This window comes from Chloroflexota bacterium (genome assembly GCA_014360805.1).
Taxonomy (GTDB): Bacteria; Chloroflexota; Anaerolineae; order DTLA01; family DTLA01; genus DTLA01.
In genome coordinates this window covers 1-23,230 of record JACIWU010000049.1, presented here as the reverse complement: position 1 = coordinate 23,230, position 23,230 = coordinate 1, and the positions used below count along the sequence as shown (strand labels likewise).

Sequence of the window (23,230 nt, the reverse complement as noted above, 5' to 3'; positions counted from 1 at the left end):
GCGGTGAGGATGTCGGTGCCCAGCGGCATGTGGGGGCCGTGCTGTTCGGTGGAGCCGATGGGGATGACCACAACGCACGGCTTGCGCGAAAAGGCCGCCTGGGCTTCGGGCCAGGTCATGTGCTCCAATAGGTATTTTTTCTTTGCCATTTCATTACTCCTTTGTACATGGTTGGATTTCGGTACGATCCGTTGAGTTGCCTTGCGGTGTCGCTCTTTGCCTCTATATCATTCCTCCTCCGGCTTTGCTCCGCGCTTTGACAATCCATGTTGCGGGCAGCCGCACACGCCTTTGGGAGACGCGTGCCGATTACGAGGGCTGTGGAGGATGCCTAACGGCCTCTGAGATAGGGGTCTAGAACATCGCGCAGCCCGTCGCCCAGCAGATTGAACCCGATGACCGTAACCACGATGGCGAGGCCGGGAAAGGTCGCAATCCACCAGGCCGACAGCATGTAGTTTCGCCCGCCCGAGAGCATCGCGCCCCATTCCGGCATAGGGTGCTGAGCACCCAGGCCCAGGAACGAAAGGCCGGCAGTCTGCACGATGGCCCAGCCCACGGCCAGAGTGGCCATGACGATGATGGGCGCGACGCAGTTGGGCAGGATGTGGCGAAACATGATTCGGAACGAGGAGGCCCCGATGGCGCGCGCGGCCTCAACAAATTCCTTCTCTTTCAGAGACAGGACTGTGCCCCGCACCAGGCGGGCATACTGCGGCATGTATACGATGCCGACGGCAATCATGGCATTGCGGATGCCCGGCCCAAAAATCGCCACGACTATCATGGCGAGCAGGAGGTACGGGAACGCCAGCATCACGTCGGTAAGCCAGACCACAAATGCGTCCACACGCCCCCCGTAGTAGCCGCCGATGAGACCGATGGTAACCCCCAGCACCAGCGCAATGCTGTCGGCCAGAATGCCTGCCAGCAAGGCCCAGCGAGCGCCGTGGATGATACGGCTGAGGATGTCGCGGCCAAATTCGTCCGTGCCCAGCGGGTGGGATACGGATGGCGGTCGGAGTTGGCGGATGAAACTCTGCTTGATGGGATCGTAGGGCGCGATCTGCTGCGCGAATATGGCTACCAGGGTGATCCCGAGGATGATCACCAGGCCGATAATGGCCGATTTGCTCCGAAGCAAGCGGCGGAACAGCGAGGGAGGCGTACCCTTCCGCTGGACGACCTCTATGCCACTTTCGGAGACTTTCTTGACGACGACTTCCTCTCCTGCTGCCATGAGACCGATACCTTCCTATGTGTAGTGTATGCGAGGGTCCAGGTAGGCGTACAGCAGGTCCACCGCCAGATTGATGACCACGATCATGAGAGCAGACACAATCACTACAGCCTGCACGACGGCATAGTCCCTAGCCAGTAGCGACGTAATCGCCAGACGGCCCAGGCCGGGGAGCGCGAACACCGTCTCGGTGAGCACTGCTCCGGACAACAGAAGGCCCAGTTGCAGGCCGATTACGGTAACAACCGGGATCAACGCGTTGCGCAGGGCGTGGCGGATGAGGACCAGGCGCTCGCTCAGCCCCTTGGACCTGGCCGTGCGCACATAGTCCTGGCGGAGAATCTCCAGCATGGCCGAGCGGGTCATGCGGGCGATGGTTGCCATCGGAATGCTCCCCAGCGCGATAGAGGGCAGTATGAGATGGCGCAGCGCCGAGTTGAAGGCTTTCAGGTCTCCGAGTATCAGCGCGTCCAGCAGGTGAATGCCCGTGATTTGTCGCAGGATGATGCCATCATCCAGAATGCCACCTATCGGAAGCCAGTGAAGCGTCCCGCCGAACAGCATAAGCAGGATCAGCCCTGTCCAAAATATGGGCATGGAGACTCCAATGAGGACGGCGACCATGGAAAGCGAGTCAAAGAGGGAATACTGGCGCAGCGCGGCCAGCACGCCGACCGGTATACCCACGATAATAGCGACGATAATGGCGCAGATGGACAGTTCAATGGTCATGGGCAGCGCCCACATGACTTCGCGCCATGCTGGCTGCCGCGTGCGCAGCGAAATGCCGAAATCCCCGCGCACGGCTTTGGTGATGAAGCGCCAGTACTGCACGTACATAGGTTGGTCCAGTCCCAATTCGTGCTGAAGCCGCGCCAGCGACTCGGGCGTCGCTTTGTCTCCGAGGAGCAGCGTGGCCACATCGCCAGGCACGATATGCATCCCGACGAAGACGAAGATGCTGACACCGATCAGCACAGGAATCATTTGCAGGATCCGTCGTATGATATAGCGGCTCAAGGTCCACCCCTTGCCCGAATATTGTGTTCGCGGGCTGGGGCCGGCCCGATAGGAAACCGGCCCCAGCGTTGCCTCTCGCGGATGGGAACGCTATTTCAGTTCCACATCCTCCATATACCAGAACATCTGCAACGGGTTCAGCGCGAAGCCCTCCACATTGGCGCGGATCGCACGCACGTGCTTGGTGTGGTTGATGAAGAGCCACGGGGCATCATCGTGGATGATGCGGCAGGCTTCCTCATACAGTTTGGCTCGCTCTGCCGGGTCGCTGACGGTGCGCGCCTTCCTCAGGAGTTCGTCCAGTGTCGGGTTAGAGTAGTGAGACGTGTTGCCGACGGGGATGTTGTCCGTGCTGAACATTTCCCACAGGAAGTTGTCGGGGTCGCCGTTGTCGCCCGACCAGCCCACCATGCCCAGATCCTTGTTGTCCGCGCGTCGGCGGGTCGCCAGGAACGTGCCCCACTCCAAGGTTTCCAATTCCAGTTCTATGCCGACTTCTTTCAGGTACTCCTGCACGGCCACGGCCATCTTGATGCCGACAGGGTTGTAGCCGCGCGGGTTCTCGTAGCACAGGAGTTTGTACTTGAACCCGTTGGGGTATCCCGCCTCGGCGAGCAGTTGCTTGGCCTTCTCTGGGTCATACGGATAGGGTTCCAGGTCCTTCGGGTAGCCCATGAGGATGGGGGGCATGCCGGTGGCTGCGGTAACTGCCGCGTCCTTATAGAGGAACTTGTTCATCTCCTCTTTGTTCACGGCGTAGTTCACCGCCTGGCGCACCCGAACATCATCCCACGGCTTCGCATCGGCGATCAGGGCGATACCGTTGATCGTGAGGCCGGGCTGCTCCAGCAATTTCAGCGCGGGGTTGCTCTGGATGCGCTGGTAGTCATCCGGGTTCACGTCGGCCAGGATGTGGACCTCGCCCTGCTCCAGTTTCAGGAGGCGCACAGAACTCTCGGGGACAACGCGGAAGATCAGTTTGTCCACTTTGGGCGCGCCACCCCAGTAGTCCTTGTTCGCCTCCAGCGTGATGTGGTCGTTGCGCACCCACTCCACGAACTTGAAGGGGCCGGTGCCCACCGGGTGGTCGTTCACGTCAAATCCCCACTTCTCCACTGCGGCGGGGCTCATGATGCCCGACCACACCATGGCGATGCTGGCCAGGAACGGGGCGTGCGGTTCCTTGAGGGTAATCTTGACCGTGTAGTCGTCCAGTTTCTCGTAGGAATCCACAATGCCCCACGTGAAATCGGCAAAACTGTGCACACCTTCTTGCTTGTAGACGTAGTAGGGGTTGTCGGGGTTCTTGACCCGATCCAGTTCCTTCAGTACCGCGTCTGCGTTGAAAGGCGTGCCATCGTGGAACGTAACGCCTTTGCGGAGATAGAAGGTGTACACTTTGCCATCCGGCGAAATGTCCCACCTCTCCGCCAGGCCAGGCCCGGGCTCCGAGGTGCCCTTCTTGTACTTGGTGAGGCCGTCAAAGATACACGACATTACGAAGCCCGACTCATTGTTCATCACCGACTCGGGGTCCAGGTATGTGGCATCTGCGCCGATGGCGATGACCAGGGTTTTCTCCGCCGGTGGCTGGGTGGGCGGAGGCGTCGTGGGCTGGGGTGCCGTTGTGGCCTGGGGCGCAGTCGTGGGCTGCGCGGGCGCCGGCGTGGGCGTGGCCGCGGGACCGCATGCGCCCAGTACCAGCGACACCAAGACGAGCATGGACAGTACTGTGAACACTCGCTTGCGCATCTCTCTTCCTCCAAGAAATCATCTGAGGTTGCTCTGGTTGCGAAAACACTCCGTACCGATTTGAGACCCTATGCCGATACGTGATCACCCCCTTTCGGCGTGCTGGCAGCGAGGCGGCGACCAGGGCACGATGGCTTGCAACGGTTCTAGGCCGCCCCGCCCTCAATCATGAACGCTGCATGTGTTTGGTTGAAAGGCTAGACGCACTCGCCGTGTGATGGAGACTTGTCGCCCCTCTGACTGCCGCGCAAGAGGGGTGCGCAATGGCCTTTGGCGTCTTCGGGGTCGGGGCGCTCCGTTGCGCCGCTCGCCCTGAATCAGGACCGGACCGGGAGCATTTGCGCGATGAGTGGGCGCAGCCGGCTCACCGAATCCGGCTCGGGCTGATACTGGTATTCAATGGCCTCAATGTGCGGCGGAACCCATTCCAGGACTTTGTCGCTGCCGCTCGCGTAGATCAGAACGTCTATATGGGACAACATGTCCCGAATCCGCTCTTCTTGATGGAGAACGGCGGAGAGGACCGGAGTGCGGGCCAGGGAATAAGACGCGACCTCGTCCAGCAGGGATTGCAGGAATTCGGGATAGGTTGCCACAACCCCGATGCGGCTGCGGGGGTCAATGTCGGCGATCCTGCGCTGCGTGTCGGGGCGCGGACGGAAAGCCACAGCGACCACGTGGTAGGCGCGGGCCTCCAGCAGGGCGCGCACTTGCTGCAAACGCGAAGGTATGGTGATCACGAGCGCTACATGGCGAAGGCGCTCCAGGCTGCCCGCGAGGTCCTGCTCCAGGTCAGAGACCAGGAGCGGTACAACATGGACGTGCAAGTCTTGGAGCATGGCCTCTATGTCGTGAGCGTACAACTGGGTTGCCTGAGCGAAATTGCCAACAAGGCCAATGTGCCGCACATCGCCATTCCTCTCGTAGACCTCCAGGCGCTCCAGGAACTGCTTGCGAATCTCCGGCAGAGGATGTCCCAGAGAAAGCGCGTGGCGCATGTACATGTCCACAATCTGCTGCAAGTTGCTCAATGCTGCCTTGTGGCGGTGCCTGCCGTTGGTGCGGGAGATGTCGGCAACGCAGGTGCCGGCCCCGGGCTTCGCGACGATCAGTTCCTCCCTGGACAGTTCGCGATACACTCGCGCAATGGTCGTGAGGGACACGCCCAGGGCCTCGGACAGGTCGCGAACAGACGGCAGCGGGTCGCCGGGACGGAGCATCCCACACATGATGGCATATGAGATCTGGCCCTTGATCTGCTCGGAAATGGGTACCGGCACGTTACGGTCTATGTGCAATTGCATCAGACCGTTGCTCCTTGGGATTCTTGCGATGCTGCACGACAACAGTTGGCGCAAAAGGCAACGCCGCGATGGATTTGCAGGTGCGTTATTCTACTGTAGTACAACACTATTATAACACAGAAATCGTGTTTGTCAAGGGTTTTCAAAAGCCAAACAATCGCTCAAACAAACCGAGTGCCCGCGCTCGCCCTACCACGCTCTGCGCGTAGGTTGCAGGATAACCTTGCCGCCCAGGTGTCCCGCTAATGCCTCCAGAACCCTTCTCTGCGAGTGCGAGACCTCTTCGTGTATGAAATGCAGCGCCTGTTCCATGTCGCGCGCCGCGATAGCCTGCGCCAGGTTCACGTGATCCCGCACCTTCTCGTCGGCGCTGTCGCGCAGGTCCAGCGCCATGTGGAATACCCGAGTCAATTCGTCCAGCACCTTGGCGACCGAATCCGCCAACCTGCGGTTGCCTCCCGCCAACGCGATGGCCATGTGGAAACGCGCGTTCTGGGCAAGATAGGCGGTGTAACTATCCCTGTCCCGGTAAACATAGCGGGCGCCGGCCAGTTGGACGATCTCGGCCACGCGGTCGTCCGGCGCGCGCTCCACCGCAAGCCGCACCGCCGCGGTCTCCAGGATCAGGCGCAATTCAAAAAGTTCCTGCAAGTCTGAGAGGGTAATAGGACTGACGATGTACCCGAAACGTGGAACCGACTGAACGAACCCTTCTTGCTCCAGGCGTTTCAGAGCTTCACGGGTGGGGGTGAGTCCCAGGTTGTACTTTTCGGCGATCTGCGCCTGCACGATCTGCTGTCCTGGTTCCAGCACGCACGAAAGGATATCCTGTTTCACCAGGTTATAGGCCAGATCCGCCATCGGGGGACCTTCCGCTGCCATTGTCCTGTTCCTCCCATGGCCTAGATGGGTTCCACTCTATCTGGTATCTAGTATATCACAAATATGTCTATCTGTCAACTCTAGTATCCTAGGTTGACATCAGGAGACGGCAGGCGTATAATGCACCCGTGGTTGATGCCAATACACGATGGAGGAAAAAGTGAGCCCGACAGACTTTCCGCTTCCGCAACGAATCCGATCCGTTCAGCCTTCGCCGACCGTGGTCTTTCGCGAACTGGCCCAACGCCGACTGGATGCAGGGGACACCGTGTTTGACCTCACGATTGGCGAGCCCGACTTTGATACCCCCGCCCACATCATTGGGGCCGCATACGCCGCGCTCAAAGCCGGCTTTACGCACTACGTGAATTCCAGGGGAATCACCGAACTCCTCGCGGCCATCTCTCGCAAATTGGAGAGCGACAATCACCTTTCCTACGCGCCGGACCGCGAGATCCTGGTAACCCTGGGCGGCAAGCAAGCGATCTTCGCCGCCATCATGGCGACGGTGGAACAAGGCGACGAGGTGCTGGTGCTGGATCCGGCGTGGGTGTCCTATGACCCCATGGTGCGCCTTGCCGGGGGCGTGCCGGTTCATGTGCCGCTAAGCGTTCAGGACAACTTCCGCATCACCGAAGAACAGTTGAACCGCCACCTTACGAGCCGAACGCGCGTCCTTATCCTCAATTCGCCGAACAACCCCACAGGGCGGGTGGCCACGCAGATGGAACTGGAAGCGGTGGCTGCTGTCGCTCAGAAAGCAAACCTCCTGATCATCTCCGACGAAATCTACGAGAAACTGGTGTACGACGATCGCCGGCATGTGAGCATTGCCACGCTGCCCGGAATGCGGGAGCGCACGCTGGTCGTCAACGGCTTCTCAAAGACCTACGCCATGACCGGATGGCGACTGGGATATGTGGCGGGGCCTGCCAGCCTCATCGGCGCGGTGCTCAAGGTGCACCAGCATTCGGTAACCTGCGCCACGTCGTTCGTACAGAGCGCTGCCGTGGCCGCCCTCAACGGGCCTCAGGATGACATGGAGCGCATGGTGGCAGAGTTCAAGGCCAGGCGAGACCTGGTGGTCGCGGGATTGAACGCCATCCCGGGCGTGGAGTGTCCCCAGGTTGAGGGCGCGTTCTATGCGTTCCCCGATGTCTCGGCCTACGGCCCGGGCGAGGAAATAGGGAAGGTCTTGCTGCAAGAAGGGGGCGTCGCCCTGGTTCCTGGCTCGGCTTTTGGCGCGTCCTGCGCCAATCACCTGCGCCTGTCCTTCGCGGCCTCTCGCGAAACGTTGGAGCGCGCGTTGGAGGCCATGGGGCGCGTGTTTGAGCGGATGAAAGGGTAGTTCACAATCTTGATTCTTTGGGAGGGTAAAAATGAAAACGTACAATGTGGCAGTTGCCGGCGCGCTGGGACTGGTGGGGTCCACCATGGTGCGCATCCTGGAGGAGTACGATTTCCCCGTCAACAGGCTGAAACTGCTGGAGGCCAAGGAGTGGGTCGGCACGCCGGTCCGCTTCAAAGGCGAGACGCTCTTCGTAGAAGAGGGCACGGAGGACGCCTTTGAGGGCGTGGACATTGCCCTGTTCGCAACGCACGAAGCGGTAAGCGCACGACTGGCCCCGGCAGCCGCCAAGCGCGGCGCCATCGCCATTGACAACAGCCGCCATTTCCGCCTGGACCCCAATGTGCCGTTGGTAGTGCCGGAGGTGAACCCCGAAGACCTGAAGTGGCACAATGGCATCATCGCCAATCCCAACTGCACCACCATCGGGACCATCGTGGTGCTGAAGCCCATCCACGACATTTCGCCCATCAAGCGTGTGGTGGCTTCCACGTATCAGGCCGTTTCGGGTGGCGCCATTCGCGGGCAACTGGAACTCAAGAAGCAATGCGTGGACATTGCGGCAGGGTTTGAGCCGTCGCCGCCGACGGTATTCGCCTACCAGATCGCCTACAACCTGATTCCTTTCATAGATGTCTTTGAAGATGACGGGTACACGCGCGAAGAGTGGAAGATGATCCACGAGACCCGCAAGATGTTGCACGTGCCGGACATGGCCATCACCGACACGGCCATCCGCGTGCCTGTGCTGAACTGCCATTCGGTGGCGTGCAACATTGAGACGCGGGACAAGGTTACGGTGCAGCAGGCCCGGGAGGCGCTGAGCAAGGCTCCAGGGGTCAAGGTAGTGGACGACATTGAGAAACTGGAGTTCCCCCAGCCCATCCGCGTCAGCGGCGGCAACCTCGTCCACGTAGGACGCATTCGCGAGGATTTCTCCATTGAAAACGGCCTGAACCTGTTCCTGGTGTCGGACAATGTCCGGAAAGGGGCCGCGCAGAACGCCGTCCAGATTGCGCAGGTGCTGGTGGAGCAGGGGCTGGTAGAAGAATGGCAACGAAGAAGATCGTAGCGCAGAAATTCGGGGGCACGTCGGTCGCCACTCCAGAAAGCCGCCAGCGGGTGGTGGCGCACATCCAACGCACCCTCACTGAGGGCTACAGTCCGGTGGTCGTCGTCTCGGCTATGGGGCGGAGAGGCGCGCCCTACGCGACGGATACCCTGCTGGATCTCATCCACGCCCAGGGCGAGCCTGTGGACGGTCGGGATGAGGATCTGATCTTCCACTGCGGGGAAGTCATCTCGGTGGCGATCCTATCGCACTTGCTGAAACTCGCAGGGCTGCGGTCGGTGGGCCTCACGGGCTGGCAGGCGCGCATCTACACCGACGGGCGCTGGCGCAGGGGCAAGATCGTGCGCATAGACCCCAGCCGCATCCTGCGCCACGTTGAGCAGGGCGAGATACCCGTGATCGCAGGCGGGCAGGGCGCGACGGCTGACGAGGGCGAGATCACCATCCTGGGCCGTGGAGCCAGCGATACCTCGGGCGTGGCGGTGGGCGTGGCGGTGGGAGCCGAGAAGGTGGAAATCTACAGCGATGTCCCCGGGGTGGCGCTCGCAGACCCCCGCGTCATCCCGGGCGCTCGCTACCTGGAGCGGATCAGTTACCGCAAGATGTATGAGATCGGCATCTACGGCGCTAGGGTCATGCACCCGGGCGCCGTGCTCATCGGGCAGCGCGGGAATACACCCATCGTGGCCCGCTCCACCTTCAGCGACAGCCCGGGCACCCTCATCGGCGACGTGCGCGATGAATCTCCCCTCGTGGGCATCCCCATCCTCGGAAACGTGCATCTCCTCACCGTCCCTGAGGGCCGTCGCTGGGAGATGACGCCCGAAGACCTGTTTGAGCGGTTCGCGGCGGTGGGAATGCAAGGCGAGGATGGGCAGACGCTGGTCGTGGCTGTGGCGCCGGATTGGCGACGCGAGGTTGAGGATAGCCTCAAGTCGCAGGGGCTGGTCGTGAGCAGCGTCGCCACCGACATGGGGCTGGTGTCTTTGGTGGGCGAACCGGAATTCATCGCGACATCGTTCCCGACGGCCAAGACGGTTGCAGCCGCCATGGGGATACCGGTCTCGTTCGCGGAGCGCACCGACATCCGCTGTACGTTGGCGGTGCCCAACCGCGAGACCTCTCGGCTGGCGATGGCGTTCTACCAGGCTCTTGCCTCGTAGGCGGCGACACATCCGGGCGGTACGCGACACTGGCGTCGCCCTAGCGCCGTTGTCGGCTGCCCATGGTCCTGCATGAGAGACACCGGATGAGGCGGTGTATGATAGACGAAGGTTTGTTCCAAGCACTTCGGCGCGAAGTGCTGGCTACCTGGCCCACAGGCCAGGATGTCAGCGACGAGGCTTTTGAATACTACCAGCGCAAGGGCGATAGCGGGGTGTTCCATCAGCGGCTGCAAGAAGCGAAGGCCGCAGGGCGAACGCTCCTGCAGCCGCGGGGTGGCGTCCCTCTGGTGCATCTGCAGATTGAACTCCTGCGGCATCTGGAGCAGGTGGGCACCGCCGACCTGCTTCCCCTCACGGTGGACAGTTACACCCGCCAGAACCGCTACGAAGAGGCGCAGCGACACCTGGAAAGGAGCCAGCAGGAAGGCGTGGCGCTCCTAAACGGGTTCCCTGTCGTCAACCATGGGGTGCGCAACAGCCGCGCGGTCTTGGAGGCTGTCGCGGCCCCGGTGCAGATTCGGCACGGGTCGCCGGATGCCCGACTCCTGGCCGAGATCTCCTTTGCCGCGGGCTATACGAGTTTTGAGGGCGGCGGCATCACCTACAACCTGCCCTATTCCGCCAGGGTGCCCCTCGAGCGTTCGGTCCGCGATTGGCAGTACGTAGACCGTCTCAGCGGCTACTACACCGAGCGGGGAGTCGTCATCAACCGCGAGTCCTACGGCGCTCTCACGGGCATCCTGGTGCCCCCTGCCGTTGCGGTGGCCATTTCGGTGTTTGAGGCGCTGCTCGCCGCCGAGCAGGGGGTGAAAAGCATCACGGTGGGATACGGCCAGAATGGCCACATCATCCAGGATGTGGCGGCGGTGGAGGTGTTGGGGGCCCTCACCCAGCAGTACCTGCGGCGTTTCGGGTTCCACGATGTGGACGTAACCACGTGCTTCCACGAATGGATGGGACCTTTCCCGATGACCGAGGGCCGCGCTTTTGGGCTTATTGGCCTGGGCGCGCTGACGGCTGCCCTCGCCAGAGCCACGAAGGTGATCACCAAGACCCCCCATGAGGCCTATGGCGTCCCGACAAAAGAAGCCAATGCGCAGGGGCTGCTGTGCAGTCGCCTGATGGTAGACACGGTAGCCCATCAGGTTCCCCTGGATCGCGCGCAGGTTGCAGAAGAAGCCAGGTGGATTGCGAGAGAGGCCACCGCCATCGTGGAGAAGGCACTGGAACTGGGCGAGGGGCGCTTTGACGCCGGTGTAGTCAGGGCGTTTGAGGCAGGAGTGATGGACCTGCCCTTCTGTCCCAGCATCTACGCGCAGAACAAGGTCATGCCCATCAGGGATGCCACCGGCGCGGTGCGCTACCTGGAGCATGGGCACCTACCCTTTGACCGGGAAACCCTGGACAGGAATCAGGAACTGATCCACCAGCGGATGAGCACCGTTGACACAGATCCGCTGGAACAGATTGAGAAGGACATCAACTTCTTCCTGGAGGCCGAGGGGTTCTCGGCGGTTTCTGGCGGCTCCCTCATGAACGGCGGGGCGGTCGCTGGTGCGATGGAGAGGCAGATTCATGGCTGACGAGGGTTTGGCGAACGCACCCAAGGGCCGGGTCGTAACCGGCGTGATCGGGGCCGATGTCCATGTGGTGGGCAACCGACTGCTGGCCATGGCCCTGGAGCGGGCGGGCTTCAAGGTGATCAACCTGGGAGTCCTGGTTTCCCAGGAGGAGTTCATCAACGCCGCTGTGGAGAGCAACGCCGATGCGTTGTTCATCTCGTCGCTCTATGGCCACGCGGAACTGGATTGCGAAGGACTGCGGGAAAAGTGCATAGAGGCCGGGCTTGACGATATCCTGATTTACGTGGGCGGCAACGTGGCTCTTGGCAAGCAGGAGTGGAGCGAGGTGGAGAAGCGCTTCCTGGCCATGGGCATTGACCGCGTCTTTCCTCCGCGGACGCCTCCCAAAGTGGGGATTGAACTTCTGGAGCGGGACTTGGCCGCCAGGAAGAGGAGCAAGGGCTAGATGCTGGCTCTGCTAGCCGACATCGGCAGCACCTTCACCAAAGTAACCGTGGTTGACCTCGGGCGCGCCGAAGTTGCGGCCACGGCCCAGGCCCCGACCACCATTGAGGACATCAACCTCGGCCTGGGGGCGGCGATCCGTGCGATAGAGGAGCGCCTACCCCTTCCGGCCGAGCAGGTCGCCTTTCGGCTCGCCTGCAGCAGCGCCGCGGGTGGGTTGCGCATGGTAACCGTGGGGTTGATCCCCGCTCTGACGGTGGAGGCGTCCAAGCGGGCGGCGCTGGGTGCCGGGGCCAAGGTGGTGGGCGTGTTCTCGCATGAACTCACCGACGCAGACCTGGACGCCATCGCGGGGCTGAAGCCCGACATCCTGCTACTGACCGGCGGCACCGACGGCGGGAACGAACGCGCCATTCTCCACAACGCCGCCGCAATCGCCCACTCGGGCATACAGGCGCCGGTCGTGGTCGCGGGCAACCGCGTCGCGTCCGACCGGGTCTGCGCCATTCTGCAATCCTCGGGGCGCGAAGTCTGGGCGACGGAGAACGTGATGCCCGAGGTGGGCGAACTCAACATCCGTCCCGCCCAGGACGCGATCCGCGAGGTCTTCCTGAAACGCATCATCGTGGCCAAGGGTCTGGACAAGGCGCAGGAGACCTTCGGGATCCTCATGCCCACGCCCACCGCCGTCCTGCGCGCGACGGAGTTGCTGGCGGTCGGCACGGACGACGAGCCGGGCCTGGGCGACCTGGTCGTTGTTGACGTGGGCGGGGCCACCACGGACGTTCACTCCGCCGCCGATGGCCGGCCCACCAAGCCCGGCGTCGTTTGGAAGGGGCTGCCGGAGCCTTTCGCCAAAAGGACGGTTGAGGGAGACCTGGGCATCCGCTACAATGCCCCCACGATTCTGGAAGTCGCCGGAAAGGCTCGGCTGTGCCGCGCCATCGGCTGGGACGAGCCCGACCTGCATGGCATCGTGAGCAGGTTGAGCGCCGAGGTGGACTACGTGCCACGCGATGCGCGGGCAGAAACGATTGATGTGGCGCTGGCGAGAACGGCGGTGGAAATCGCGGTGGACAGGCATGTCGGTACGCTCACGGTTGTGTACACGCCCTTCGGCGAGATGGCCGTCCAGTATGGCAAGGACCTGACCGAAGCGCGGTATGTGATCGGGACGGGCGGCATTTTCGCCCACACAGAGGCGGGGAGAAAGGTGCTGGAAGGTGCGCTGTTTGACCCACAGAACCCGACTTCGCTACGACCACTGCATCCGGAAATGCGCGTTGACAAGCCCTACATCATGGCGGCAGCAGGACTCCTGGCAGAAAGGGAGCCCACCGTTGCCCTGCGCCTGTTGAAGCGGAATCTGGCGCCGGTGTAGGCACGCGGGAAGTGTTCATCTAGGGAGGTGCGACGATGAGGGTACTCGTGTTGGGCGTGGGCCTGCAGGGGAAGGCCGCGCTGTATGACCTGGTGCGCAGCGACCGCGTTCGCGAGGTCATCGCGGCAGACCGCGATCTTGACGCGCTCCGAGCGCATGTCGCCAGCAGGGGCTATGGCCCCAAGGTGCATTGCGAGCCGTGCGATGCGGAAAACCCCGCCGAGATAGATCGGCTGGTGGCGCGCGGCGTGGACGTCGTCATTGACCTCTTGCCAACCCGTTTCAGCGACGCCGTAGCCGAGAGCGCCGTCCGGCATGGCGTTCACTTCGTCAACGCTTCCTACGTTACGCCCGGGCTGAAAGCCCTGTCCCAAGAGGCGAAGGCTCGGGGCGTCGCCCTGCTGCCCGAGTTCGGGATGGACCCGGGGATTGACCTGGTGCTGTTGGGCGAGGCGGTCAGGCAGTTTGACGTGGTCCAGGAGATCATCACCTACGGCGCGGGGTTCCCCGAGGCCCAGGCCGCGAACAACCCGCTCCAATACAAGGTAACGTGGACGTTTGAGGGTGTTCTGCGATCATACTACAGGGCGGGCAGAATCATCCGAGATGGCCAGGTGGTGGAGATCCGGGAGGATGAGATGTTCTGCCCGGAGCACCTTCACGAGCTGGAGATTGAGGGAATTGGCAAACTGGAGGCCTTCCCCAACGGCGATGCGATCAAGTACGCAGACCTCTTGGGGATTGATCGGTCGCGCCTCCGGAACCTAGGGCGGTACGTGCTTCGCTGGCCGGGGCACGCTGCATTCTGGAAGAGACTGGTTGACCTGCACCTGCTGGATGCCGAGCCCGTAACCGTGAATGGCGTAACCGTGGACCGGAGGCGCTTCCTGGCGGCTATTATGGAGCCGCACCTGCAGTACCGCGACGACGAGCGCGATATTGTGGTGGTGCGCGTTCAGGTTGCGGGTCTCAAGGGGGACAGGCCGAAGCGCGCCCTCTACCAGGTGATTGACCGGCGAGACTTGGAGACCGGGTTTATGGCCATGAACCGCACCGTCGGGTTCACCGCCGGCATCGGCGCGCAGATGATCGGTTCGGGCGAACTGGCCGCCCGCGGCCTCCTGTCTCCCATCAAGGATGTGCCCTATGAGCCGTTCGCCCGCGAACTTCGCAAACGGGGCATCGTCGTTACATCGGAACTCAGCGATTGGGAGTAGATTCGTGCCTGCGTCCGGTTGGGACGTTGTGAGGGGGCAGATGAGCACAAAACAAAAGCCATTCCGAGTAGGGTTGGTCGTAGCCTTCGCGAACCTGGGGGAGGGCGAGCGACGCGCTGCCGAGATCGCGTGGGAGTGCGCCGTCGCTTGCGCCGAGCACTGGCGGCCCGCCTTCGCCGCGTATGGGCTTGCGCCCGTTACGGCGCAGGCGCGCGATGCGGACATCCTGGTGTATCTGGGGGAGTCCTCGCGTTTTCAGAGCGTCGCAGGCGAGGCATCGCAGGGGACGCCGGTGGTGTTCGTGAAGAGCACCGTGGAGGAGTTGCTGGCCCGCCCAAGCGGCTATGCCCCTCGCTACCGAATGTGCACAGGCGTCCGGGGCATTGCCCGAGCCTTGGCCTCTGTGGCGCCTCCTGGCCCTACTGTGGATTGGATGACCCTGCCCTGGCCGCAAGACGTAGCCCGCTGGACTGTGCTGGAGGATGCGGAGTTGTCTTATGTCAACTCCAGCATTGCGGCTTTCCGCCAGGCAGCGGAGGCCCGGGGAATGGCCTGGACGACGGGGCTACCCGCCGGGGATGGGCCTTTCTCCGTCTTTCTGACCATGCACGACCCGGGAGCGGCGATTCTGGCGGAGACGGCGCTTCGCCTGTGGACGCGGTGCACGGTGCTGGCCGCAGATGGCATGGTCTCCACGTGCGCGCCTAGCGGGGAGCCATGGCCGGAACGGCTGCTGCGCGTCCGCCACTGGGTGGAAGGTGCCGACTCGGAGAGCACCCGAGCATTCCGTGCGCGCATGGGGGGAAAGCCCTTGCCCGACTTTGATTCGGCAGGCATGTTGTTTGGCACCCTGTACTTCCTGGATCGCGCTTTCGGTGCGGGTGGGTCGCCCGGAGCACTGGAGGATGCCGGGGATCAGCCCGGCCCTCTAGGGCCGGTGCGGATGACGGCGTTGGGCAGGCCCCATCCCGAAAGAATTGTCGTGTTGGCAGGCGATCGTTTCCGCGTCGTGGAGATTGCCTAGCGCGGGTGCGGGTGGAAGCGGGCCACATGCCCGCCGGGAAGGCGCACCAGATGCGCACAGAACAGAGCTTAATGTCCGGTGAGGTGGAGCAACTTCTCCGTCGCCTTTAGCCCGTGCCCCGTGAGCACGGAGACGATGACCTCGTCGGGGCGCGCCTCCTGCAGATAGCGACGAAGGCCGGCGATGGCAGCCGCCGATGTCGGCTCAATGTAAAGCCCCTCTCGGCATGAGATCCGCAGCGCCTGCTCAATCTCCGCCTCGTCAACGGCGAGAATCAGCCCGCCCGTCTCCCTGACCGCGCGCAGGATTTGCCTGCCCCGCACGGGTTCCGCAATGGCGATCCCCTCCGCAATCGTCGGACGCTTCGTGATGGGAAACACGTCGTCCCTGCCCTGCGCGAAGGCTTCATACAGCGGCGCGGATGCCGCTACCTGCACCCCCACCAGCCTGGGCAGCCGACGGATGTGCCCAGCCCACAGCAAATCCCGAAAGCCGATGTAGGCTCCCAGGAGAAGCGTCCCATGGCCTACCGGCACAACCACCGTATCAGGCGCTTTCCACCCCAGTTGCTCCCAGACTTCGTAGGCGAAAGTCTTGGTCCCCTGGAAGAAGAACAGATTCCAGACGTGGCTCGCGTAGTAGGTGTGCTCGGCTGCGACCCACGCGGCACGGGCGGTGTCTTCCCTGGATCCGGGCACGCGCCTCAACCTGGCGCCGTACAACTGGATTTGCGCCAGTTTCGCCTGGGCCGTGTCGGCTGGGACGAGAATCTCGCAGTCAATCCCTGCCCGCGCGCAGTAGGCAGCCACGGCGCACCCTGCGTTGCCCGAGGAATCCTCCACCACCTTCGCGATGCCGGCCTCTTTCACCTTGCTGATCAAGACAGTGGCGCCCCGGTCCTTGAACGACCCCGACGGGAAGAGATGATCTTGCTTGATGAGCACCGACCGTGTTCCGAGTCGCAATTCAACAAGCGGGGTGAAGCCTTCGCTGAACGATACGATGCTGGCCTCGTTGCGGATGGGGATCGCCTCTCGGTATCGCCACAGGGTAGGCGACCTACCCACAATTCGCTCTATGTTGAGGGCGGGGGTGAATTCAACGTCCAGGACGCCTCCGCAGTCGCAGCGCCAACGCGGTTCATCCAGTTCATATGTGGCCCCGCACGCCTGGCACACTAGGCCGTCCATGGTTCGCGCTCCGCCCCGACGCCTATTCCACGGCTGCAACGGCTTCTATCTCAATCTGGAAGCCGAAATGCAACTCACGGGTGGGCACGACGGCGCGCGCAGGCCGATGCGCGCCAAACACCCTGCCATAGACCTCGTTCACGCGACCCCACAGGCTGATGTCCGAGATGTACACGGTTACCTTGAGGACTTTGTCCAGCGCACTGCCGGCTGCCTGGAGGATGGCCTCCACGTTCCGCAGGGCCTGCTCCGTTTGCTCCTCTATGGAGCCGATGTGCTTGTCGCCTGTGGTCGGATCTATCGGGAGTTGCCCCGACACGAATACGAGGCCATTGTGGACGATGGCCTGGGCGTAATGCCCGGCGGGAGCCGGCGCATCGGGTGTGCTGATGGTTTTCATCTCGCAATGCTCCTGGAATGGACGTGCCACATGTGCGGCGCTGAAAACAAGGCGCACGAATGCCCTTACACGGCGATGCGGTCCAGCGCCTGTTTCCAATCGGCGATAATGTCTTCCGGTTCCTCAATGCCCACGGAGATACGCGTAACCGCGCGCATGGGGCGATGGATCACCAGGGTGGATACATCTCCGAGGCTGGTCGCCAGATAGGTGAGTTTCAGGTTGTCAAAGATCTTCCATTGCGTCTCTTTGCCTCCCACCGGCTCAAAGGAGATCATGCTTCCATACAAGCCCCCCATCAGCCGGCCGGCCAGTTCGTGCTGGGAGTGGCTATCCAGCCCCGGGTAGTAGATTTTCTCTATGACGGGGTGGCTTTCCAGGAACTGCGCCAACTTCAGCGCGTTTTCACATTGGCGGCGTACACGGAGGTACAGCGTTTTGATGCCGGCCAGAATGAGCCATGCGTTGAAGGGGCTCAGGCAAGCGCCGAAGCGCCGGATGATTTGAAACACGGCTTCTCGCAGGCTGTCCCCTTTGCCCGCGACCACGCCGCCGATGGCGGTGCTGTGGCCGCAAAGGAACTTGGTGGCGCTCTGCACACACAGGTCTGCGCCAAGTTCCAGCGGCCGCAACAGGGCAGGAGATGTGAAGGTGTTGTCCACGATCAGAAGCGCGCCATGCTCGTGAGCGATGTCGGCCAGGGCTGGGATGTCGGCCACGATCAAGAAGGGATTGGACAGCGTCTCGGTGTAGATGACTTTCGTCTCCGGGCGCATGGCGGCCCGCACGGCGTCCAGGTCGGCGATCTCAACGAACGAGTGAGTTACGCCGAGTTGCTGAAGGTGTATCTCTATGATTTCACGGCTCTCGGGATAGAGTTGGTTGGACGAAACGATGTGGTCTCCGGCTTTCACGGTGGCCAGCAGCGCCGCGCTGATGGCTCCCATACCCGAAGCCGCAGCCTGTGCCCAGTCCGCATGCTCCAATTCGGCCATTTTCTTCTGGAAAACATCCACGGTGGGGTTGCGATCGCGACTGTAAATGTAGCCGAGTTCACGGTGCTGCCACACAGCCTGCAGATGCTCGCTGTCCTCAAAGCAAAATGTGTTGGACATGAAAATGGGCATTACATGGGCGTACCAGATGTGCTCACCCTCAAGGTCGTCGTGAACGGCCCGCGTATTGGGCCCCAGGTTGCGGATTCCACGCTTCTCAGTCATCCTACCCTCCTCGTTAGCCTTCTGTTGACCTCGTCATTACCGCCCTAGCGATGGGGAGAGCCATGGTGTGCGGGCATCGTGTTGAGTTCATTGTAGCCCAAGTGTCTGCCATCTGCCATACGACAACGGCGCAGAGAGCGCTCTGCTCTACGTCAGGTGCATCTTGCCCATCCGCTCCCAGTACAACACCCACGCCCGAAGCCCCTCATGAAGCCGATGGATTCGGAAGAACTCGTTGGGCGCGTGGAAATCCTCGTCGGCCGTGGAGAACGAGAAGAAGACAACGTGCTGGTTCAGGAGCCGCTGGAACCACTCGGCAACGGGCAGGGTGCCCCCAATGCGCACCCGCAGCGGCTTCTTGCCGTACACCTCCTCCAGCACCTCTTCGGCCACGCGCAGGCCGACATGGTCCGAGGGTATCCGGTAGGCGCGCGTCCCAATATCCGACGCTTGGATATCCAACTTCACCCCAGGCGGCGTGTGGCCCTCCAAGTGGCGTGCGACCTTGGCGAGGACATCCTGCGGGTCCTGGTCTGGGGCCAGCCGGCAGGTGATCTTGGCGTGGGCCTCGGTGGGGATCACGGTCTTGCCTCCCGGCCCCTGGTATCCGCCCCACATCCCATTGACCTCCAAGGTGGGGCGCACCCACTGCCGCTCCAGGGTATTGTAGCCAGGCTCACCGAACAGAGATGGAGCGCCTACTTCGCTCAAGTAGCGCCTCTCGTCAAAGGGCAACGCCGCGATGGCCTCCCGTTCCTCGGGCGACAGTTCCACCACGTCATCGTAGAACCCTGCGACGGCGACTCTGCCTTCTGGTGTGTGCAGACTGGCGATAAGGCTTGCGATGGCGTGCAACGGGTTGGCGATGGCTCCCCCGTGTCGGCCCGAGTGCAAATCTTTGGCAGGCCCTCTGACGATGATTTCAAGGCCAACCAGGCCGCGGCTGGACACGGAAACGGACGGCTCGTCAATGCGCCACATGGCGCCGTCGGCGGACATCACAAAATCGGCCGCCAGTTTTTCCTTGTTCTGGCGGATGAACTCTTCCAGGTCAGGGCTGCCGATCTCCTCCTCGCCTTCAAACAGAAATTTGACGTTGACGGGCAGTCCTCCTACCGTGGCGAAAAAGGCCTCGGCGGCCTTGATGGGTACGAACATGGGCGCCTTGTCGTCGGAGATTCCGCGCGCGTAAATGCGCCCCTCGCGAATGTTCGGTTCAAACGGCGCGCTCACCCATCGTTCCAGCGGGTCCGGAGGCTGCACGTCGTAGTGGCCGTACACCAGGATCGTGGGCGCGCCCGGGGCACCTAGCCACTCGGCATAAACGATGGGGTGGCGCGGGGTGGGAATCACCTGCACGACGAAGGGGCCGGCTTTGCGGACGGCGTCGGCGACCCATTCGGCAGCGCGGCGCACGTCGGGCGCGCTCGCCGGGTCCGTGCTGACGCTCGGGATTCGGGCGAACTCCATGACCTCGTCCAGGATGCGGTTCGCATTCGCCTCTAGGTAGTCTTGGGGATTCATAGCGATTCCTCCGATGAACTATTGCAAAACGTGCAGACAACAATAGCGCCAGCACCCAGGGGCACAGGCCGATTGGGGCGTGCCGCGCGGTCTTGAGGGAATCCTGCTCCGCAAGACTGGCACGATCTGGCTCCGCGGTTCGCCGGACAAGTGCCATACAATCGGCGGCTCGGCTCTAGGCCTCGTTGATGAGCCTGGAATCGCGGAGGCACAACGGCCCTGGTGTCATCGCCCAGGGGGCCAGCCAACCGAGAGCGTGCGCGCACGGACATTATTATACGACGGGGTATGCGATCTGTCCAGTTGCTTCGCGGTTGCACGGCTGCTCGCGCAGCAGCACCAGCACGATGGTGAAGTACTACTACCATGGAGGCCGCCGCGTCGCCATGCGCGTGGGGACGAGCACGTGGTACTTCCTGCTCACCGACCACCTGACCAGCACGGCCACCAGCGCCGGATCCAAGTCGGCGGAGTTGCGTTACAAAGCATGGGGGAGACGCGCTACATGCCCAGCCCGCCCATGATGATCATCGCGATTTTCGTTTCAGCCGACTGTATCAGCCGCTCCAGAAACTTGGCGTCCACGTCCGCCGTGCCTAAGCAAAGGAATGTTTTCGCCCCGCACCGAATACGAGGGCGTCGTAGGCCCTTCGGGTCTTGGCGTAGTTCCCGTCGCGGTCCAGCGCAATGCCTCTGCCCACGCCGGTAACGATGCGGCCCACGCCGATTTCCCGCACCTGGCTTTCCAGTTTCTCCAGGAGGGCGGGCGCACTGCCGGGCTCGGTGCTCCGCCCGTCAAAAATAATGTGCAGATAGACCCTGTCCAGGCCGGCAGCCTTGGCCATGCGCAGGAGCGCCAGGGGGTAGTCAATGGAGCCGTGGGAACTCTTCTCCGTCAGCAGGCCCAGCAGGTGTAGGCTCGCGCCGCGGTCTCGCGTCTGGCGGATCACCCTGCACAGGGTCTCATTCGTGTAGAACGAGCCATCCTTCATCGCCATGTCCAACCGCACGTCGTCCTGGAGAATGACCCGCCCCGCGCCGATGTTCATGTGCCCCGCCTCAGAGTTACCGGGCTTGCCCGACTTCAGCCCCACCGCGTCGCCTGCCGCCTGCAACGCCGAATGCGGACGCTGGGAGAGCAGGCGGTCCCACACGAGCGTGTGCGCCAGGAAGATCGGGTTGGTCTCATCCTGCTTGCCCAGGCCCCAACCGTCCAGTATCAGCAGCAGAACGCGGCGCCGTCCACCCCAGGGCCAATTCGGAGCAAGCCCATCGCCCCGCATCGCGTCGGGCTGCGCAAGCCCTAGGGCGCGCAACACCGTGGGCGCGACATCCGATAGCCTGCCATCCCGCACCGCCGCATCCGAAGGCCCACGCGGGTCTATCAGGACGAAGGGAACCGGATTGGCGGTGTGCGCCACATGGGGCGTGCCGTCGGCGTTCGTCATCTCCTCCAGGTTGCCGTGGTCCGCCGTAACGAACGTAACGTAGTCGGCGGCGAGGGCCGCTTCCAACACATCTCCGAGTGCGCGGTCCACGGCCTCGGCGCAAGCGATCTTGGCCTGGCGGCTCTGCGTGTGCCCGATGACATCGCCGTTGGCGAAGTTAGCCACGATCAGGTCGTATCCGCGCCCGATGCCCTGCACAACCTGCGCCGCCACTTGCGGCAGGCTGAGTTCAGGCACCTGGTCAAAGGGGATGCCCTTCGGGGAAGGGATGCGCACATCTTCCTCACCCGCGAAGGGCTGACCGTTGCCCCCGTTGAAGAAGAAGGTTACATGGGCGAACTTCTCGGACTCGGCCACGCGCAACTGGCGCATCCCGGCGCGACTAACGACTTCGCCCAGCGTATCCGCGACCTGGGTGGGCGCGAAGGCCACCGGCAAGTCCTTGAACTTCTCGTGGTATAGGGTGAGGATAACAAACGTCAGGTTTTGGAATTCGCGCCGCGGGAAATGCGTCAGCGCCGGATCCGCGAAGGCTTCGGTCAGTTGAATCTCGCGCTCGCCACGGCGACAGCAGAACACCACGGCATCGCCGTCCCGGACGCGGCCGATGGCCTCGCCGTGCTCATCGGTCAGCACGATGGGGTCCAGCGAATAATCCGTTTGCCTCTCGCGATAGAGTTCCCTGACCGCTTCGGCCAGCGCCTTGCCTCCACGCCCTGCATGCTCTGCCGCCATGCACTCCTCCCTGCGTTTCCCGCCGCATCACGGGTTAGGCTGGGCTGTCTGGCGTGGCGGGAAGATGTCCAGCAGATCGCTCAACCGACGGATGACGTAGTCGGGCTTGTTTTCGTCGCCGATAGGCTCGTCGGCCTCTGCCGGATCCAACAGCAGAATGACCATGCCGAAGCCGGCCTCGCGCGCCCCCTGGACATCGCGGGCAGGGTTGTCGCCGACGTAGGCCGCCTTCTCCGGCGCAACTCCGGCCTGGCGGGCGCCTTCCAGGTAGATCTCCGGGCCCGGTTTCCGCCTCCCGAAGATGGACGAGAGCACCACGGTGGGGAAGTACGGCTTCAGGCCATCTTCCTCCAGCCACTGGGGGATTTCGCGCTCGGTGATGGTGTTGCTGATGATGCCGAGTCGGTAGCCCCTGCGTGTCAGTTCCAGCACCACGTCTTTGGCATCGGGCTGCGCAAAGCGGCGGCCCATCGTTTGGCGGTACAGGAACGTGAGTTCGCCGGCAAGCGGGGCGATCTTCTCGGCCGGGTAATCAGGCAGGAGCCAGCGCGTCCACAACTCGCGCTCCGAAGCCTCGTTGAGAGTCTCAAAGGCCCACTTGCGGTACACCTTGTACCGCCTGTCCAGTTCGGCGCAGAAGGACTCCGGCGACTCCTGCGTGCCGACCAGGGCCGCGATCTGTCGCCTGGCCTCGGCCTGATAGGCTTCGTCCTCCACCAGCACGCGCAGAGTGGCCCCCACGTCAATGAAGATGACTTCTATGTCGCGTACCATGCTCGCCTCCCGACTGTAAATGGCGTCCTTGAAGAGTGGTAGATTCAACATGTCAAGAAGGGTGGGCGCATAGTGGTCGGCTGCGGCGCCCGGGTCAGGATTTACGGCGACGGTCATCATGCCGATCTTACGCGCGCCCTCCAGTTCGTCCGCTGCATGTCCTACGAAAACCGATTCCTCGGGCGACAGATGCGCCATTTGCAGCGCGCTCGCGTAAATGGCCGGGTCGGGCTTGTACGTCCCGACTGCGGTGGAACAGATCAGGACATCCACGAACTCGGAAATCCCGAGCATGTCCAGCCATCGGCGCTTCCGCTCTATAGGATGGATGGAGTCGGTGATGATGCCCAGGGTGAACCCCCGCTGCTTGAGGACGGCCAGGGCTTCTCGCGCCCCGGGCATCGCCGCCACGCTGTCCGAATGGGCGTCAATCTCGGCCGCGAGTGCTCTGCGGACGGACGGATCGCCGACGCCATAGGCGATCAGAACGGCATCCCAGTATTCAT

21 protein-coding genes are annotated in these 23,230 nt (G+C 62.7%); 9 read left to right on the top strand and 12 right to left on the bottom strand.

Features of this window, described 5'->3' with window-relative positions; translation table 11 throughout:
- The 6 genes from H5T65_09470 to H5T65_09445 all read right to left on the bottom strand — a co-directional run.
- Nucleotides 1-149 (bottom strand): creatininase family protein (locus tag H5T65_09470; GenBank protein ID MBC7259464.1); only part of this gene is annotated, 149 nt, incomplete at its 3' end.
- A 182-nt stretch (nucleotides 150-331) separates the two neighbouring features.
- Nucleotides 332-1,240 carry an ABC transporter permease gene (locus H5T65_09465; protein ID MBC7259463.1) on the bottom strand — a complete coding sequence of 303 codons (909 nt, stop codon included), beginning with the start codon at nucleotides 1,238-1,240 and terminating at the stop codon, nucleotides 332-334.
- 15 nt (nucleotides 1,241-1,255) lie between these two features.
- On the bottom strand, nucleotides 1,256-2,260 hold the full coding sequence (locus H5T65_09460; protein MBC7259462.1) for an ABC transporter permease: 1,005 nt from the start codon (nucleotides 2,258-2,260) through the stop codon (nucleotides 1,256-1,258).
- A gap of 90 nt (nucleotides 2,261-2,350) precedes the next feature.
- Nucleotides 2,351-4,012, bottom strand: coding sequence for an ABC transporter substrate-binding protein (locus H5T65_09455; GenBank protein ID MBC7259461.1), 1,662 nt, complete (start codon nucleotides 4,010-4,012; stop codon nucleotides 2,351-2,353).
- A gap of 317 nt (nucleotides 4,013-4,329) precedes the next feature.
- A complete protein-coding gene (locus tag H5T65_09450; protein MBC7259460.1) occupies nucleotides 4,330-5,292 on the bottom strand; it encodes a GntR family transcriptional regulator in 963 nt (320 codons plus the stop codon).
- A 213-nt stretch (nucleotides 5,293-5,505) separates the two neighbouring features.
- Complete coding sequence (locus H5T65_09445) at nucleotides 5,506-6,198, bottom strand: GntR family transcriptional regulator (protein ID MBC7259459.1); 693 nt, start codon at nucleotides 6,196-6,198, stop codon at nucleotides 5,506-5,508.
- A 148-nt stretch (nucleotides 6,199-6,346) separates the two neighbouring features.
- On the opposite strand from H5T65_09445, the gene H5T65_09440 reads away from it, so the two are divergent.
- The 8 genes from H5T65_09440 to H5T65_09405 all read left to right on the top strand — a co-directional run bounded on the left by H5T65_09440 (nucleotide 6,347) and on the right by H5T65_09405 (nucleotide 15,433).
- A complete protein-coding gene (locus H5T65_09440) occupies nucleotides 6,347-7,546 on the top strand; it encodes a pyridoxal phosphate-dependent aminotransferase (GenBank protein MBC7259458.1) in 1,200 nt (399 codons plus the stop codon).
- Nucleotides 7,547-7,577: 31 nt separating this feature from the next.
- A complete protein-coding gene (locus tag H5T65_09435) occupies nucleotides 7,578-8,618 on the top strand; it encodes an aspartate-semialdehyde dehydrogenase (protein MBC7259457.1) in 1,041 nt (346 codons plus the stop codon).
- Entirely contained in the window at nucleotides 8,597-9,781 is a 1,185-nt protein-coding gene (locus H5T65_09430; protein ID MBC7259456.1) for an aspartate kinase, read from the top strand. Before H5T65_09435 ends, H5T65_09430 begins: the two co-directional genes overlap by 22 nt.
- A gap of 98 nt (nucleotides 9,782-9,879) precedes the next feature.
- Complete coding sequence (locus H5T65_09425; protein ID MBC7259455.1) at nucleotides 9,880-11,367, top strand: methylaspartate mutase subunit E; 1,488 nt, start codon at nucleotides 9,880-9,882, stop codon at nucleotides 11,365-11,367.
- Nucleotides 11,360-11,812 carry a methylaspartate mutase subunit S gene (locus H5T65_09420; protein MBC7259454.1) on the top strand — a complete coding sequence of 151 codons (453 nt, stop codon included), beginning with the start codon at nucleotides 11,360-11,362 and terminating at the stop codon, nucleotides 11,810-11,812. The genes H5T65_09425 and H5T65_09420 overlap by 8 nt, the downstream gene beginning before the upstream one ends.
- Nucleotides 11,813-13,192: a glutamate mutase L gene (locus H5T65_09415; GenBank protein MBC7259453.1), complete on the top strand. Its 1,380-nt coding sequence runs from the start codon at nucleotides 11,813-11,815 to the stop codon at nucleotides 13,190-13,192.
- 35 nt (nucleotides 13,193-13,227) lie between these two features.
- The gene (locus tag H5T65_09410) at nucleotides 13,228-14,409 is read left to right on the top strand and encodes a saccharopine dehydrogenase NADP-binding domain-containing protein (GenBank protein MBC7259452.1); all 1,182 of its coding nucleotides are present in this window, start codon (nucleotides 13,228-13,230) and stop codon (nucleotides 14,407-14,409) included.
- Between the two features lie 40 nt (nucleotides 14,410-14,449).
- A complete protein-coding gene (locus H5T65_09405) occupies nucleotides 14,450-15,433 on the top strand; it encodes a hypothetical protein (GenBank protein ID MBC7259451.1) in 984 nt (327 codons plus the stop codon).
- A 68-nt stretch (nucleotides 15,434-15,501) separates the two neighbouring features.
- Here H5T65_09405 and thrC read toward each other — a convergent pair whose 3' ends face one another.
- From thrC to H5T65_09385, 4 genes are all read right to left on the bottom strand, one after another.
- A complete protein-coding gene (gene thrC / locus H5T65_09400) occupies nucleotides 15,502-16,623 on the bottom strand; it encodes a threonine synthase (protein ID MBC7259450.1) in 1,122 nt (373 codons plus the stop codon).
- A 22-nt stretch (nucleotides 16,624-16,645) separates the two neighbouring features.
- Nucleotides 16,646-17,023: a RidA family protein gene (locus H5T65_09395; GenBank protein MBC7259449.1), complete on the bottom strand. Its 378-nt coding sequence runs from the start codon at nucleotides 17,021-17,023 to the stop codon at nucleotides 16,646-16,648.
- Nucleotides 17,024-17,088: 65 nt separating this feature from the next.
- Entirely contained in the window at nucleotides 17,089-18,243 is a 1,155-nt protein-coding gene (locus H5T65_09390) for an aminotransferase class I/II-fold pyridoxal phosphate-dependent enzyme (GenBank protein MBC7259448.1), read from the bottom strand.
- Between the two features lie 147 nt (nucleotides 18,244-18,390).
- The gene (locus H5T65_09385) at nucleotides 18,391-19,767 is read right to left on the bottom strand and encodes a dipeptidase (GenBank protein MBC7259447.1); all 1,377 of its coding nucleotides are present in this window, start codon (nucleotides 19,765-19,767) and stop codon (nucleotides 18,391-18,393) included.
- A 347-nt stretch (nucleotides 19,768-20,114) separates the two neighbouring features.
- On the opposite strand from H5T65_09385, the gene H5T65_09380 reads away from it, so the two are divergent.
- Nucleotides 20,115-20,291, top strand: coding sequence for a hypothetical protein (locus H5T65_09380; protein MBC7259446.1), 177 nt, complete (start codon nucleotides 20,115-20,117; stop codon nucleotides 20,289-20,291).
- A 72-nt stretch (nucleotides 20,292-20,363) separates the two neighbouring features.
- On the opposite strand, the gene H5T65_09375 is transcribed toward H5T65_09380, so the two are convergent.
- Both H5T65_09375 and H5T65_09370 read right to left on the bottom strand, forming a co-directional pair.
- Complete coding sequence (locus tag H5T65_09375; GenBank protein ID MBC7259445.1) at nucleotides 20,364-21,950, bottom strand: sulfatase-like hydrolase/transferase; 1,587 nt, start codon at nucleotides 21,948-21,950, stop codon at nucleotides 20,364-20,366.
- 27 nt (nucleotides 21,951-21,977) lie between these two features.
- Nucleotides 21,978-23,230, bottom strand: a 1,253-nt coding sequence (locus tag H5T65_09370; GenBank protein ID MBC7259444.1) for an HAD-IA family hydrolase, incomplete at its 5' end; no start/stop codon positions are given.